Genomic DNA, 13,789 nt, shown 5'->3' with positions numbered 1-13,789 from the left:
TTCCATCCGGCCTGCTCCACCGGTGAGTCCGAGGGTCGACAGCAGATGAACGCCGACGTCAGCGACAGACGGACCGACACGACCGTGCTGGTCGTGGACCGTACGGCGGCCGGCCGGTTCGCCCTCGGTGTGGTGCTGCGACGCGCCGGTCACCAGGTCGTCGCGGTCGGCACCGGTCATGAGGCCCTCGTCGAACTGGACGTACGGCGGCGCAAGGGCGCCCTGCCGGACGTGGCCCTCGTCGACGTCGAGCTGCCGGACATGAGCGGCTTCGAGCTGTGCCGTCGGCTCAAGGCCCGGCCGCACATGGCCGGGCTGCCCGTCGTGCACTTCTCGGCCGGTGACGTGGCCCCGGGCGACCGCGGGCAGGGGCTGGACGCGGGCGGCGAGGCCCACCTGGCGATGCCCGCCGAGCCCGAGGAGATCGACGCGGTGGTCCGGGCGGCCGTGCGGGCCGCGCGGCTGCGGGCCGACGACCAGGCGGCGGCCCGGCGGCTGTCACTGCTGTCGGAGGCGATCGTGGGCATCCAGGCGGCGCGCGCCCCGCAGGAACTCGCCGAAGCCGCCGCCGAGGGCACCGCGCGGCTCACCGGCTCTCCCGCCGCCGTCTTCGTCCTCGGCCCGGACGACGTGCTGCACCGCGGCACCTCCAGGAACCGCACCTCGCTCGCGCTGCCGGACCAGGACGCCCACCAGGCCGTGGTCGCACTGCTGCGGCGGCTCACCCACGGCCAGGCGGGCGTGCGGATCACCACGGTGGCCGCGCCGCTGTGGCCCGCGGGGTTCTTCCGGCCCGGGGTGCCGCACGACGCCCGGCTGGTGCTGATCCCCACCCAGGACGGCAGGTCCTCGGTGTGTCTGGCCACCCCCACCCGAGGGGTCCGCCGGGTGGACCCCGAGACCGAGTCCCGGCTGGCCCGGCTCGCCCAGGCCACCGCGCTCGCCGCCGAGCCGCTGCTGATGTACCAGGCCGAGCGGCACGTCGCGCTCACCCTTCAGCACAGCTTCCTTCCCCGGCCGCAGCGGCTGCCCGAACTGCCGGGCGTCGACGTCGCCGTCCGCTATGTGCCCGCGTCCCGGGAGGCGGAGATCGGCGGTGACTTCTACGCCGCCCTGCGCACCGGGGAAGGGGTGCTGGCCGCGGTCGGCGACGTCGTCGGGCACTCGCTCGAGGCGGCCACCGTCATGGTCGAGATCCGGCACGCGCTGCGCGCCTACTGCGTCGACGAGAGCGACCCGGCCGTGCTCGCCGAGCGCCTCGACCGGATGCTCCAGCTCTACCACCCCGAGGTCACGGCGACCGTCTGTCTGGTCCTGATCGACCCCGGAACCGGGCGCGTCCGGATCGCCAACGCGGGGCACATCCCGCCGCTGATCGTCCGGGACACCGGCGGCGCCGACTACGCCAAGGCGGCCGGCCCGCTGCTCGGCCCGGGCGTGCCCCACCCGCCGCCCACCGAGCTGTTCCTCGAGCCCACCGACCGGCTTCTCATGGTCACCGACGGTCTGATCGAGACCCGGGGCACCGACCTCGCGGTCTCGATGGAGCAGCTGCGCGCGGCGGCCATCGGCGCCATGCCGGGCCTGGACGCGCTGTGCGACACCCTCCTCACCAGCTTCGGCCACGACCGGGAGGACGACATCGCGATGCTGGCCCTGCGGCTGACGAACTAGGCTGAGCCTTGTTTGCCGTAGAACGGGAGTGCCCATGCCGCAGATCACCGTCGAACGCTCCTCGGGGTTCGATCACGTCGACTGGAACGCGTTCGCGCTCGCGCTGCACCCGGTGGTCGTCGAGATAGCGGCCGCGCGGCTCGAGGCGTGCAAGACGCGGGTCCTGCGGACCGAGGACGACGTGGTGGGAGACCTGGTGGGAGGGACGGAGCCGAGCGGGCCGGCGATCGTGCACGTCACGCTCGCCCTGCTCGCCGGCCGCTCCGACGAGACCAAGGCCAAGCTCACCGAAGCCGTACTGGAACTGCTGCGCAAGCACATCGAGCCGACCGACCGGGTCTCGGCGGTGCACGCCTCCGCCGAGGTGCGCGACCTCGACCCGTCGTACCGCAAGTACGAGAGCTAGAGCCGGAGCCGAAGCCGGGACAGGGCCCGGGCGGCGGTCGGTCTCAGGAGGCCAGGGCGATGAGCCGGGTGACCAGGTCGCCGAACGGCCCGTCGGCCGGCTCGCCGCCCAGCACGGGGCGCAGCAGTGTGCGCAGGTCGTCGTCATGGGCCGCGCCGACGGCCGTCAGCGCGGCGAAGTCCTGTACGAGCTGGACCTCCAGCTCCTCGCGCGGGATGCGCCGCCCGTCCAGCCAGATCAGAGCGGTCGACTCGGCGAGCGAGATCCAGGAGCGGACGATCAGCTCCAGGCGCGGGGGCGCGTCGGTGATCCCCAGGTGCGACAGGATCTGTTCGTAGGCGTTCTGGCGTACGGCGTCGATGAGGGCGTTCGTGGTCGAGGAGCCGACCGCCGGGCCGCCGCGCATGAGGGCGGCGAAACCCGGGCCGTGCGCGTCGACGAAGTCGAAGTAGCGGCGCATCACGCGGAGCAGCCGCGAGCCGAGAGGTCCTTCGTGCGGCTCGGCGAACCGGCCCGCCAGATCCTCCGAGGCCCGCTTCAGCGCGGCCTCGTACAAGCTGAGTTTGCCGGGGAAGTAGTGGTAGACGAGGGGGCGCGAGATGCCCGCGGCCGCGGCTATCTCGTCGATGGAGACCTCGTCCGGCGAGCGCTGGGCGAACAGTTCGAGGGCGACGCCGATCAACTGCTGCCGACGCTCCTCGACTCCCATTCTGCGACGAACCCCGGTAGTCATGCGAACACCTTACCGATCGGTTCCGGCCCGGAACGGATCGGACCGGTGCAGACGTTCACCCCATCCGTCACTTAACCGACTGCTTGTCCGGTCACATGTCAGTCATTTTTCGCCCCGCCCGTCGCGTCACCCGTCGTTCCGCGTGCCGGGGGGAGCGCAGGGCCGCGTGCCGGATCACATGTCCAGCACCAGGCGTTCGCTGCGCGCCCGGGAGACACAGATCAGCATCGAGTCGCCGCGCTCCGCGTCGGTGAGCAGCTCGTCCCGGTGCTCCACCTCGCCCGCCAGCACCCGCTGTTGGCAGGTCCCGCAGAAGCCCTGCTCGCACGAGTAGAGGGTGTTCGGCAGTTCGGCGCGGACGGCGGCCAGCACGGTCGAGTCGGCCGCGACGGTCACCACCCGCCCGGTGCGCCTGAGTTCGACCTCGAAGGGGTCGCCGTCCCGGACGGTACACGCCGCGAACCGCTCGAGGCGGACGTGCGGCACCCGCTCCTCCACCGCCGCCATCAGCCCTTCCGGGCCGCAGCAGTAGACGGCTGCCCCCTCGGGCAGGTCCATGAGGAGTGCGTCGAGACCGGGCCGTCCGTCCACCACCGTCACCCGGCCGCGGTGCTCCCCGCCGAGCTTCTCGACCTCCTCCAGGAACGGCATCGAGGCCCGTGTCCGACCGGCGTAGAGCAGTCGCCACTCGGCGCCTTCGGGGAGGGCCCGCAGCATGGGCAGGATCGGTGTGATGCCGATGCCTCCCGCGACGAAGACGTACGAGGGCGCCTCGACGAGCGGGAAACGGTTCCGGGGCCCCCGCACCTCGACCTCCGTCCCCTCCCGCACCTGCTCGTGCACCTCGCGCGAGCCGCCCCGCCCGTCCGTGACGAGCCGCGTGGCGACGGTGTAGGAGGAGGTGTCCTCCGGGTCCCCGCACAGCGAGTACTGCCGTACCAGGCCCGAGGGCAGCACCAGATCGAGATGCGCCCCCGGCTCCCAGCGCGGCAACTCGCTTCCCTCGAGCCGCAGTCGGACGACTCCCTCGGCGATCTCGTGCCGTGCGGTGACCCGCAGCCGCAGTGCCCGCGACCGGGGCCGGCCGGAGACCGGTTCCGCCAGCGCGGGCATCGGCCACAGCGGCGAGACCTGGATCCGGCGGCGCAGCGCCCGCCGGACGAGCAGCGCCGCGCCCGCGACGGCCACGGCGGTCAGCGGCTTCGGCATCACGACGCCCTCTCTTCCGCGGCGAGCGCGGCCAGCGCGGCGGGGGAGGAGGCGAGATAGGCGACCGCCTGCTCGGTGGAGCCCTCCTGCGAGGGGTGGTACGCGCGGCTCAGATAGCGCGGGACCGACCTCAGCAGGTCGCCGGTCGCGGGCAGCGTGCCCCGTCTGCCGCGGACGTAGAAGGCCTTGAAGGAGGCGCGGCCGTCGGTCAGGGTCGGGTCGTTCTCCATGAAGAAGCGGGTCCCGCGCTGCCACAGGAACACCAGCGCCGCGAACGCCGTGGCCCAGGTCCGCACCCGTCGCCGGTAGCCGCCGTCGACGTGGGTGAAGAGGTCGAAGGCGACGGACCGGTGCTCGACCTCCTCGGCCCCGTGCCAGCGCAGCAGGTCCAGCATGGTCGGGTCGGCGCCCCGCCGGTCGAGCTCCTCGGCGTTCAGCACCCAGTCGCCGAGGAACGCGGTGTAGTGCTCGATGGCCGCGATCAGCGCCACCCGCTCCATCAGCCACCAGCGCCGGGCCCGGCCCGGCGGCAGGGTCCGGTCACCGAGGAGCTTCTCGAAGAACCAGTCGACCTGCGCGGTGTACGGCGTCGGGTCGAGCCCCTGCTCCCGCAGATGCGGCAGCACCTCGTCGTGGGCCTGGGAGTGCATCGCCTCCTGCCCGATGAACCCGATGACGTCCTCGCGCAGCCGCTCGTCGCGTATGTACGGGAGCACCTGCCGGTAGACGTGCACGAACCAGCGCTCGCCGGCCGGCAGCAGCAGATGCAGCACGTTGATGGTGTGCGTGGCGAACGGGTCCCCCGGCACCCAGTGCAGCGGGGTGCCCTCCCAGGAGAAGGACACCTTGCGTGCCTTGAGCGTGACCCGCTCGTCCGGCCGCCCCTCGGGCTTGTTAGACATGGTGTCAATGTACTGACGGGTAGGGCGGGGGTGAACCCCTGTGCGACAACTCGCCCGCACGACTTGCTCAGCCGGGCCGCTCACGCGGCCCGCCCCACCGATGCGCCCGCGGACGGGTCAGCGCAGTCCGCTGATCGACCGCCCGTCCTTGAGCCTGCCCTCCAGGCCGGCCTGCGCGCCCTGCTTCGTCGGGACCGCCAGCAGGTTGCCCTGGCCGGACCCGGTCACCCCGCCGGTCGCCCGGACGGACGCCGTCGCCTTGTCGCCGGCGGCGAGGAGGTACCAGTCGCCGCCCTTCGACTTCCACAGCACCCCGGCCAGCACATGCGGATCGCGCGGCCCGCACGCCGGTACGTCCCCGGCCTTCGCCACGGCCGCCCCGAACAGCCCGCCCGGCGTGTGGAACTGGGCCAGCACCCTGCTTCCGTCGCCCCGCCAGGTCTCGGCCCGGGTGCACACCCAGGTCGCCGCTCCGTTCGCGTCGGGCAGCTGCTGCCGGGTGTAGCCCCAGGCGTTGACCGTCCGTACGCCCTGTCCGCGGGCGTCGGCCAGCGAGCAGGCGAACGGCGCCCAGGTCCGCAGCGCCGCCGTGCCGCTCGCCTCCTTCGGCGCGGCCGGGCGCCCCGCGGTGAGACGGGCGGGGACGAGCTCGCCGAGGTCGCTGAGCAGATGGGTGCCGGAGGCGTCGGTCAGCTGGAGCACGTTCCAGGTCGTGCAGGTGCCGGTATGGGTGGCCGGACTGGACAGCGGCGAGGTGATCCCGTCGGTCAGCGTCAGGTCCATCACCCCGGCACCCGGCTTCGACAGGTCCCGCTCGCCGGCCTTCGTCACCCAGGGCGCCGTCAGATAACGCACGTTGCCGTCCGCCCGGCCCAGCACCAGCGCGCCCGCCTCGGGGCCGGTCGCGCCGTCGACCCGAGCGAAGTCGAGGGCCGCCCCGGCGGTGCCGTCCTTCGGCTCGGCGTAGCGGGCGATGCGCAGACCGTCGTACAGGATCACCACGCGCGCGTTGTCGACCTCGCCCGCGTAGAGGAGCTGGGGCGGTCCGGCGGGGCCGCCGAACGGGGTCTGCGGGGTGGCGGAGACGCGCACGGCCTTGCCGGGGCGGGCCCAGACGGCGAGGGTGCGGCGCAGCAGCGCCTTGTCGCGGGTGAGGGGCCCGCGCGCGGGCCAGACGGAGAAGTCCGTGCGCGCGGAGGTCTTCCAGGCGGCGGGGGACACCTTCACCAGCCGCCCGGGGTCGAGGGCGGCCTCGGCGGCCGGGTTCTGCGCGTACGGCGGGGCCGCCGCGCCGTCGGGTCCCCAGCCGCCGCCGGGCAGCACGACCAGGGCGCCGCACACGGCGAGCGCGGCCGCGGCGGCCAGCGCGGCCCTGGTGTGCCGGCGGCGGCGCATCAGATCGGTGGGCCGGACCTGGAGCGAGCAGGCGTCGAACTCGGGGGAGTCGAGCAGGGCGTACTGGGCGGCGGGGACCTGGCCGGCCTCGCGCAGGGCCGCCGTCACCTCGGCGCCCGGGACACCGGACCCGGTCAGCACCTCGCGCACGTCACCGTCGGGGAGCCGCTCCAGACCGCGCAGCACGTAGGCGGCCCGGGCCGGGCCCGACAGGGTGGCCAGGCGCTGGTCCAGGGCGAGCTCGTCGGCGCCGCCGGAGCGGGGGAAGAGCCGCAGGCCCCACACCTGGGGGAGCAGCGGCGGGAGCTGCGCGCGCCTGCGCCGGGCCCGGAGCCGCAGCGGCAGCCCCGCCTCCAGCGCCGAACGCACCACCTGGAGGCGGATGTAGGCGTACCCGGGGTCGCCGTCACGGCCGTCCCCCGCGCCCCCGTTCTGGGCCGGGATGACGGGGGTCGAGGCGCTGCCGCGGGGCAGGGCCCGCTGGGCGAGGGCGTGGGCGGTCAGGACGCGCCGACTGCGGCCGAGGCCGGGGGGCAGCACCAGATAGGCGAGCCGGACGAGCCGCGGGTAGTGCTCGACGAGCGCGGCCTCGGCCTGCTCGACGTCGACGGTCCGGTCGGCGGAGGATCCGGGTGCGGGGCGCGGGGCGACATCCTGTGACTGCACGTCCAGCAGAACGAGCGAAACGGAGGATGGTCACCCCGGGTGGGTCAGTCCTCCCGCAGCGCCTTCGCGTAGTTGGCCATCGACCGCTGGTAGCGCGGCAGATGGGGGGCCAGGGCGCCGAGCACCAGGGACAGGCCCTCGCGGTCGCGGCCGAGGCTCGACAGGCACAGGGCCAGACAGGCGCGTACGGCGTCGTCCAACTCGTCCGAAGGGGCGTCCAGTTCGGCGGTCAGCAGCTCGACGCCCTCTTCCGCCTGTCCGATGTTGCGGAGGGAGCTGGAGAGTTGGATCTTGGCTCGCCTGCCCTTGTAGCCGCTCACCTCGCTCAGCCCGCGCGCGAGCGCGTCCCGGTACAGCGGGGCGGCCCGGTCCGAGTGGCCGGTCGAGTCCCAGGCGCAGGCCTGCTCGAACGGGCCCAGCGGACTGTCTTCGGGGAGTTCGGCGACCAGCTTGTCGATCACGGCCCGGAACTCGTCCGCGCGCTCCTCCGGATACTCGTCGAAGCCGGCCCAGGCGGCGGTCACGCGATCTTCCCAGTCTTGGTTCACCGGCACACTCTCGCACGGGTGTCCCCACCGGGCAGGGGTATTTTGAGCGCACCGTGCGTGAGAGCCGTATCCAGTGCGAGGCTCTTGCAGGGAGGAACGGATGAAGATGACCCGACCGATGCTCGCGGTGGCCGCCGCCGCGGCGGCGCTGGTGCTGACGGGCTGCGGTTCCGACGGGGCCGAGGAGACCGTCCCGGTGACCGCGACCGGCAGCCTGGAGCACCTGGCCGCCGAGGTGAAGTGCACGCCCGACATGCAGACCGACGCCGACGAACTCCGGCAGGCCCTCTGCAAGAACGGCGACGGCAAGTTCATCCTGCTGACCTTCGCCACCGACCGCGGTCAGCGCGAGTGGATCAACGGGGCCAAGGACTACGGCGGCCACTACCTGGTCGGCCGCAAGTGGGTGGCCGTGGGCGAGGAGACCAGCACCGTGACGGCGCTGCGGGAGACGCTCGGCGGTGACATCGAGGAAGGCACGGACCACTCCGCGCACGTGTCGGGCGAGCCTTCCGACGGCGCCTCGCACTCCGGTCACTGACCGGACCCCGCGCGCGCGGCGCCCCCCCGTGCACCCGGCGCACACCAGAAGGCCGGCGGTGAGGAATCCTCACCGCCGGCCTTCTCGGTCGGCTCTGCCGTTCGGTGCTACCGGCAGGTTCTACCGGGCGGCCCGCTCAGCGGGTCACTTGCACTTCTTGCCGGTGTTGATGCAGTTGACCATCTTGTTCATCAGGTTCGTCGAGAAGAAGTTGATGAAGTCGTTGTGGTCGGTGATCGGCTTGTGCAGGTTCTCCGGGAAGCTGTCCACCGCGTACGGCTGCACGACCGTCCCGTTCTGGAGCTTCGGGGCCGGAACGTTGTAGACGAGCCGGACCTGCAGCTGGGGGATCGCCTTGAAGCCGTTGGCGCAGGTGCCGTCGGCCTGGGCGAAGGCCACGTGCGTGCGGTGGTTGGCGCTGTCGATGTTCTGACCGTCCCAGCAGCTCTGGAAGTTGGTCGTCCGCACCACCTGGCTGCCCTGCGGGCAGATCGGGTACTGGGTCTCCAGCTGCACCTTGTTCTCGAAGCCGGTGCAGCTCCAGTTCACGTTCGCGTTGGCGTTGCCGTTGACGAAGGCCTTCGCGTCACCGGTGATGATGCGCAGGGCCGTCGGCATCGCGACGACCTTGCCCTTCTTGTTGCCGACGAACTTGATCTGCGCCTGGGCGGGCTGCAGGATCTTGCCGACGTTGCCTTCCTTGCCACCACCGTCGTTGTTCTGGTCGAAGTCCTGCGAGCCGTCCTGGACACGCAGCACCGGCCAGAAGTACGAGGACTTGTCGCCCTGGTTCTGGCAGCTGGTGCCGGCTCCCGCCAGCTCCTGGTCGCTCGCGAACGCGTCGTTGTTCTGGTTGCCGACGTAGTCGTGCAGGTGGTGCGCGCCGTTGGTGACACCGGGGGCGACGATCACGTTGTCCGTGTTGTGGTTGTCGTTCCCGTTGGTGCCGCAGCTCGAGGTGAAGGTGCCCCGGGAACCGCTGTTGCCGTTGGCCTTGGCGCCGTTCGCGCCCACGCCCAGCTGCGCGTTGGCCTGGACCTTCGTGATGTCCACGAAGTCCGCGGCGACCGGGCCGTTGCCGCCCTGGCCGTTCTGCGCCTGGCCGGCGTTGCCGTTGTTCTGCTGGCCGCCGTTGTTGTTGTTCTGGCCACCGTTGTTCTGCTGGCCGCCATTGTTCTGCTGGCCACCGTTGTTGTTCTGCTGGCCGCCGTTGTTCTGCTGGCCGTTGCCCGCCTGGCCGGCGTTGGTGTTCGCCGCCTGCGTGGTGCAGGCCGCCAACTGGCTCAGCGAGCTGTTGAACTGGCCACCGGACCGCTGGATGTTGATGCGGATCCGGTCGATCGTGGCGGCGCGCTTCTCCTTGAGGGGGCCGGTGATCGCGTTCTGCACGAAGCTGGCGTCGTTCGCCTGGGCCTGACGCGTGGAGGCGAGCCGGGTGTAGGCCTCGGTGATCTGCTTGTCGAGGTTGGCCAGCTCGGTCGCGACACCTTGTTTCGCGCCCTTGGGTACGTTCGTCAGCTTCTGCCCCACATCCGGGCAGGAGATGGTGGCGACCTGGGCGGCCGCCGTGGCGGCCTTGGTCGAGTTCTGGCCCGAGTTCGACTCGTGCGCCGAAGCGTAGAAGTTCGCCCAGATCAGCCCGCCCCCGCCGAGCGCTAGGGCCGCCGATGCTGCCACGGCCTTCGTGGCCATCGACGAACGGCGTTTACGTATGTTGCGTCCCATGGAACTCCTCTGACTTCCTTGCGGGGCAGCATCGAGGCGCCCGACAGGAGTGAAGCTGAAGCTGCCCCCTCCTTTACGCATGTGGCCCCAGAGGTGTTCAGCCCGCTCAGAAATTGATGAGAGCTCCGTACGACAAAACAACCCCAACACCCTCACACAACGCAGCAGTTGGTGAGGTCAGCGATCCCGGTCCAGATAGGCCAGCACGGCCAGCACCCTGCGGTTGTCGTCGTCCGAGACCTCCAAACCCAGCTTCACGAAAATGTTCGCGGTGTGCTTGGCGACCGCCCGCTCGGTGACGACCAGTTTGCCCGCGATCGCCGCGTTCGACCGGCCCTGCGCCATCAGCTCCATCACCTCCCGCTCGCGCGGAGTGAGCCGGTCCACCGGCCCCTGCCCGTCACCCGAGCGCCGGGCCAGCAGCTGCTGGATCACCTGCGGGTCCATCGCCGTACCGCCGGCCGCCACCCGCCGTACGGCTTCCACGAACTGTTCCGCGTCGAACACCCGGTCCTTCAGCAGATAGCCGATCCCGCCGGTGCCGTCGGCGAGCAGCTCGCGCGCGTACAGCTGTTCGACGTGCTGGGAGAGGACGAGCACCGGCAGCCCTGGCATCCTGCGGCGGGCCTGGAGCGCGCACTGGAGGCCCTCGTCCGTGTGCGTGGGCGGGAGCCGGACGTCGACCACGGCGACGTCCGGCTCCAGTTCGGCGAGCGCCCGCTCCAGTTCGGGCCCGGTCTCGACAGCGGCGGCGATCTCGAAGTCGTAGGCCTCCAGCAGCCGGACGAGACCGTCCCGCAGCAGGAAGAGGTCCTCGGCTAGGACAACACGCAAGGGATCTCCATGGTCACCATGGTGGGACCGCCGGCAGGAGAGCTGACGGCCAGGACGCCGTCGAATGTACCCAGTCGCCGCTCGACGCCGGCGAGACCCGAGCCGGCCCCGATCGCCGCGCCCCCCGCGCCGTCGTCGGTGACCGAGATCCGCAGCCGGCCCGCACCATGGTGGAGGTCGACCCAGATCCGGCCGGCGCCGGAGTGCTTGACCGCGTTGGTGAGCAGCTCGCTCACCGCGAAGTAGGCCGCCGACTCCACGGGCGCGTCCACCCGGCCGCCCTCGAGCTCGACGTTCACCTCGGTGGTGACCGGCAGCCGCAGCGCCAACGCCCGTACAGCGTCGCCGAGTCCACGCTCGGCCAGTACCGGCGGGTGGATGCCGCGCACCAGGTCGCGCAGCTCGGAGAGCGCCTCGGCGGACGACTGACGGGCCTGCGCGAGCAGCGCCTTGGCCTTCACCGGGTCCTTGTCGACGAGCATCTCGACGGTGCCGAGGTCCATGCCCATCGCCACCAGCCGGGCCTGGGCTCCGTCGTGCAGATCCCGCTCGATGCGGCGCAGTTCGGCGGCCGAGGTGTCCACGGCGTCCCGCCGGGTCTCCGTCAACACCCGCACCCTCTCCGCCAGTTCGGCCTGGCTGGGGGTGAGCATGGCCTTGGTGAGGAGGAAGTGGACCTGGAGGGCGCTCACGGCGTACCGGTGGGCGACGACGAGGAGGACCGCGCCCAGGGCCGCGGCGCCGAACGCGGACGCCTGGCCGGTGACCGGCACGAAGCCGTACCAGTACGCGACGCCGGGTGTCTCGACGTACACCCGCCACAGCCCGGCCGGCAGCGCCAGCCCCTCGAGGGGATAGAAGACCAGGACGGCCGGCAGCAGGGCGGTCAGGTACCCGGCCGGCATGTCCACCAGGAGCCACAGCAGGTCCCGCCAGGTCGCCGGGTCGCGCAGCAGCGCGTAGGTGCGCCGGAACGGGTTGGCGGTGTCGGGGGCCGGCCGGTACGCCGACGGGATGCGCACCCCGCCCCACCGCTCGGCTAGCGCGCGCCGCCGATCGGCGTAGGCGCGCACCCCCTTCACCACGTAGGGCGTGGTGAGGGCCCCGACCCCGATCGGTATCAGCGCCATCGACACGAGGGAGAGGCAGAAGCCCAGGATGCTCAGCGGCAGCGACCCGACGGCCAGCGCGAGCCCCCGTCCGGCGGCGAGCAGCATCCCGCGAGCCCTCGAACCGCCTTCGCCGCTCTTCGTGTTGGTGTTCATGCCCTCAGTCTGGCCGAGCCGCGGACGGGCGGTCACTGGCCCGACGCCCCCGGTCAGAGGGTGGTGCCAGGTACACCTTCGGGGCCCGGTCCGCCGGCGCCCGCCGCGAGCACCTTCGCCTCCACCTCCGGGTCGAGGCCCTTGCGGGTGCGGTCCGGACGCTGGGGCGCTTCACCGCCGATCGACCTCAGCCAGCTCCAGGTGTCGGCGACCGTCTCCTCCACGGGACGGCAGGCCAGCCCCGCCGCCACCGCCCGGGAGACGTCGGCCGCGTGCAGGGCGTCGTGCATGTCGGTGCCCGGCGGCACCCACACGGGCAGTTCGGTCCACGGCTCGATGCCCGCGTCGAGGATGATCTCCGGTGCCGTCCACCGCAGTTCGGCGTCCGAGCCGGTGGCCCGCACGCACGCCTCCAGCAGCTCGCTCATCGTCGCGTGCCCCTGCGGGCTCATCAGGTTGTACGGCCCGCTCAGCTCCCGCTCGACCGCGCCGAGGACCCACTCGGCGAGATCGCGGACGTCCACGTACTGCAAGGGCAGCTCGCGCGGGCCGGGCGCGAGGACCGGGCCGCCGCGGGCGATCCGGGTCAGCCACCAGGGCAGCCGTCCGACGTTCTCGTACGGGCCGAGGATCAGCCCGGCCCGTACGAGGACGGAGGACTCCGCGCCGAAGGCGTCGAGGACGGCCAGCTCGCCGCCGCGCTTGTCCCGTGCGTAGTCGCTCTGTTCGGCGTCGGGCTCGGCCCCCTCGACGACGGGCGCGTCCTCGGCGTACCCGGCGGGCGGGGCCCAGGTGTACACCGAGCAGCTCGACACGTACACATACCGGCGTGCGCGGCCCCGCAGCAGCCGCGCCGCCTCGTGCACCGCGCGGGGCGCCGCCGACCAGGTGTCGACGACGGCGTCCCAGTCGCCCTCGGCCAGCGCGTCGAGGCCGCCGGGCGCGGTGCGGTCACCGGTCAGCGACCGGGTACCGGGGGCGGATGCGAACCGTCCCCGGTTGAAGACCGTCACGTCCCAGCCGCGCCCGAGGGCCGCCTCGACGACGGCCCGTCCCACGAACTCCGAACCACCCAGCACCAGAAGTCTCATACCGGTGACTGTGCCCGGTCCGGGCGCGGCAGGGAACCGTGCTCTGCCGTCGGCAGACCGAGCGGGTCAGTTGCCGGTCGGCGGGGTGTACTTGTAGCCGACCCGGCGCACCGTCTGGATCGACTGGCGGTGCTGTACGCCCAGCTTGCGGCGCAGCCGGGCGATGTGCACGTCGACCGTGCGGCCGTCGCCCACGTGCCCGTAGCCCCACACCGTGGTGACGAGCTGGTCCCGGGTGTGCACCCGGTTCGGGTGCGCGACCAGGTGCGCGAGCAGCTCGAACTCCAGGTAGGTGAGGTCGAGTTCCTGCCCGTCGACGGCGGCCGTGCGCTGCACGGGGTCGATCCGTACGAGCGGACGCCCGCCGGCCTCGGGCTCGGCGGCCTCCGCGGTCGCCGGCCGGTCCGGCACCGCCACGGGCAGGAACGGCGGCTGCTGGTCGGCCGGGACGAGCACCAGGTAGCCGACCATCGGCGGCTGGCCCGGCAGGGTGGGCAGGGTGTGTGCGGGAGCGGGCAGCCAGGTCGCGCCCGGCGGCAGGAAGTCGGTGACGTCGACCACCTCGTCCCGGTCGACGGCCCGCAGTCGATGGCGGGCGGTGCCGTTCGGGGTGGCGGCGGTGAGGCTGGGAGCGGAGGAGAGAGAACGGGTGTTCGCCATGAGAGGTCAGCTCTTTCGCGCGAGAAGTTCGTCGGGGAGGACGACGGCCGCGATTCGTGGTCGGGCTCGTCGAGGACGTACGTCGTGCGCGCTGGCCGAAGGCCGGGGTGTACGGCTTTAGAGGGCCGGCGCGTTCATCG

13 protein-coding genes are annotated in these 13,789 nt (G+C 72.4%); 3 read left to right on the top strand and 10 right to left on the bottom strand.

Features of this window, described 5'->3' with window-relative positions:
* Window positions 1–45: 45 nt before the first annotated feature.
* Together OG736_RS13575 and OG736_RS13570 are read left to right on the top strand one after the other, a co-directional pair.
* Window positions 46–1,674: a SpoIIE family protein phosphatase gene (locus OG736_RS13575; protein ID WP_327187601.1), complete on the top strand. Its 1,629-nt coding sequence runs from the start codon at window positions 46–48 to the stop codon at window positions 1,672–1,674.
* Between the two features lie 34 nt (window positions 1,675–1,708).
* Window positions 1,709–2,080, top strand: a complete 372-nt coding sequence (locus OG736_RS13570) for a 5-carboxymethyl-2-hydroxymuconate Delta-isomerase (RefSeq protein ID WP_327182660.1) — start codon at window positions 1,709–1,711, stop codon at window positions 2,078–2,080.
* Window positions 2,081–2,123: 43 nt separating this feature from the next.
* Here the strand turns inward: OG736_RS13570 and OG736_RS13565 are convergent, their stop codons facing one another.
* The 5 genes from OG736_RS13565 to OG736_RS13545 form a co-directional block, all read right to left on the bottom strand.
* On the bottom strand, window positions 2,124–2,813 hold the full coding sequence (locus OG736_RS13565) for a TetR/AcrR family transcriptional regulator (protein ID WP_327182659.1): 690 nt from the start codon (window positions 2,811–2,813) through the stop codon (window positions 2,124–2,126).
* Between the two features lie 174 nt (window positions 2,814–2,987).
* Entirely contained in the window at window positions 2,988–4,022 is a 1,035-nt protein-coding gene (locus tag OG736_RS13560) for a PDR/VanB family oxidoreductase (protein WP_327182658.1), read from the bottom strand.
* Window positions 4,022–4,924: a metal-dependent hydrolase gene (locus OG736_RS13555; RefSeq protein ID WP_327182657.1), complete on the bottom strand. Its 903-nt coding sequence runs from the start codon at window positions 4,922–4,924 to the stop codon at window positions 4,022–4,024. Before OG736_RS13555 ends, OG736_RS13560 begins: the two co-directional genes overlap by 1 nt.
* A 117-nt stretch (window positions 4,925–5,041) precedes the next feature.
* Window positions 5,042–6,985, bottom strand: coding sequence for a hypothetical protein (locus OG736_RS13550; RefSeq protein ID WP_327182656.1), 1,944 nt, complete (start codon window positions 6,983–6,985; stop codon window positions 5,042–5,044).
* Between the two features lie 44 nt (window positions 6,986–7,029).
* A complete protein-coding gene (locus OG736_RS13545; RefSeq protein WP_327182655.1) occupies window positions 7,030–7,509 on the bottom strand; it encodes a tetratricopeptide repeat protein in 480 nt (159 codons plus the stop codon).
* 124 nt (window positions 7,510–7,633) lie between these two features.
* Here OG736_RS13545 and OG736_RS13540 point away from each other — a divergent pair, with 124 nt between their 5' ends.
* A complete protein-coding gene (locus tag OG736_RS13540) occupies window positions 7,634–8,074 on the top strand; it encodes a hypothetical protein (RefSeq protein WP_327182654.1) in 441 nt (146 codons plus the stop codon).
* A gap of 144 nt (window positions 8,075–8,218) precedes the next feature.
* Here the strand turns inward: OG736_RS13540 and OG736_RS13535 are convergent, their stop codons facing one another.
* From OG736_RS13535 to OG736_RS13515, 5 genes are all read right to left on the bottom strand, one after another.
* Window positions 8,219–9,799 (bottom strand): DUF1996 domain-containing protein, encoded by a 1,581-nt coding sequence (locus OG736_RS13535; RefSeq protein WP_327182653.1) that lies wholly within the window; start codon window positions 9,797–9,799, stop codon window positions 8,219–8,221.
* A 177-nt stretch (window positions 9,800–9,976) separates the two neighbouring features.
* Entirely contained in the window at window positions 9,977–10,633 is a 657-nt protein-coding gene (locus OG736_RS13530; protein WP_327182652.1) for a LuxR C-terminal-related transcriptional regulator, read from the bottom strand.
* A complete protein-coding gene (locus OG736_RS13525) occupies window positions 10,618–11,898 on the bottom strand; it encodes a sensor histidine kinase (protein ID WP_327182651.1) in 1,281 nt (426 codons plus the stop codon). The genes OG736_RS13530 and OG736_RS13525 overlap by 16 nt, the downstream gene beginning before the upstream one ends.
* A 53-nt stretch (window positions 11,899–11,951) precedes the next feature.
* Window positions 11,952–12,989, bottom strand: coding sequence for an NAD-dependent epimerase/dehydratase family protein (locus OG736_RS13520; RefSeq protein ID WP_327182650.1), 1,038 nt, complete (start codon window positions 12,987–12,989; stop codon window positions 11,952–11,954).
* 66 nt (window positions 12,990–13,055) lie between these two features.
* Window positions 13,056–13,649: a winged helix-turn-helix domain-containing protein gene (locus OG736_RS13515; RefSeq protein WP_327182649.1), complete on the bottom strand. Its 594-nt coding sequence runs from the start codon at window positions 13,647–13,649 to the stop codon at window positions 13,056–13,058.
* Window positions 13,650–13,789: the final 140 nt, after the last annotated feature.

Source organism: Streptomyces sp. NBC_01334 (assembly GCF_035983595.1).
Classification (GTDB): domain Bacteria; phylum Actinomycetota; class Actinomycetes; order Streptomycetales; family Streptomycetaceae; genus Streptomyces; species Streptomyces coriariae.
This window is presented reverse-complemented; position numbering and strand designations above follow the sequence as displayed.

Coding starts and splice junctions, on each gene's coding strand:
- OG736_RS13575 (WP_327187601.1), top strand. CDS start 46: ATGAACGCCGACGTCAGCGACAGACGGACCGACACGACCGTGCTGGTC.
- OG736_RS13570 (WP_327182660.1), top strand. CDS start 1,709: ATGCCGCAGATCACCGTCGAACGCTCCTCGGGGTTCGATCACGTCGAC.
- OG736_RS13565 (WP_327182659.1), bottom strand. CDS start 2,813: ATGACTACCGGGGTTCGTCGCAGAATGGGAGTCGAGGAGCGTCGGCAG.
- OG736_RS13560 (WP_327182658.1), bottom strand. CDS start 4,022: ATGCCGAAGCCGCTGACCGCCGTGGCCGTCGCGGGCGCGGCGCTGCTC.
- OG736_RS13555 (WP_327182657.1), bottom strand. CDS start 4,924: ATGTCTAACAAGCCCGAGGGGCGGCCGGACGAGCGGGTCACGCTCAAG.
- OG736_RS13540 (WP_327182654.1), top strand. CDS start 7,634: ATGAAGATGACCCGACCGATGCTCGCGGTGGCCGCCGCCGCGGCGGCG.
- OG736_RS13535 (WP_327182653.1), bottom strand. CDS start 9,799: ATGGGACGCAACATACGTAAACGCCGTTCGTCGATGGCCACGAAGGCC.
- OG736_RS13525 (WP_327182651.1), bottom strand. CDS start 11,898: ATGAACACCAACACGAAGAGCGGCGAAGGCGGTTCGAGGGCTCGCGGG.
- OG736_RS13520 (WP_327182650.1), bottom strand. CDS start 12,989: ATGAGACTTCTGGTGCTGGGTGGTTCGGAGTTCGTGGGACGGGCCGTC.
- OG736_RS13515 (WP_327182649.1), bottom strand. CDS start 13,649: ATGGCGAACACCCGTTCTCTCTCCTCCGCTCCCAGCCTCACCGCCGCC.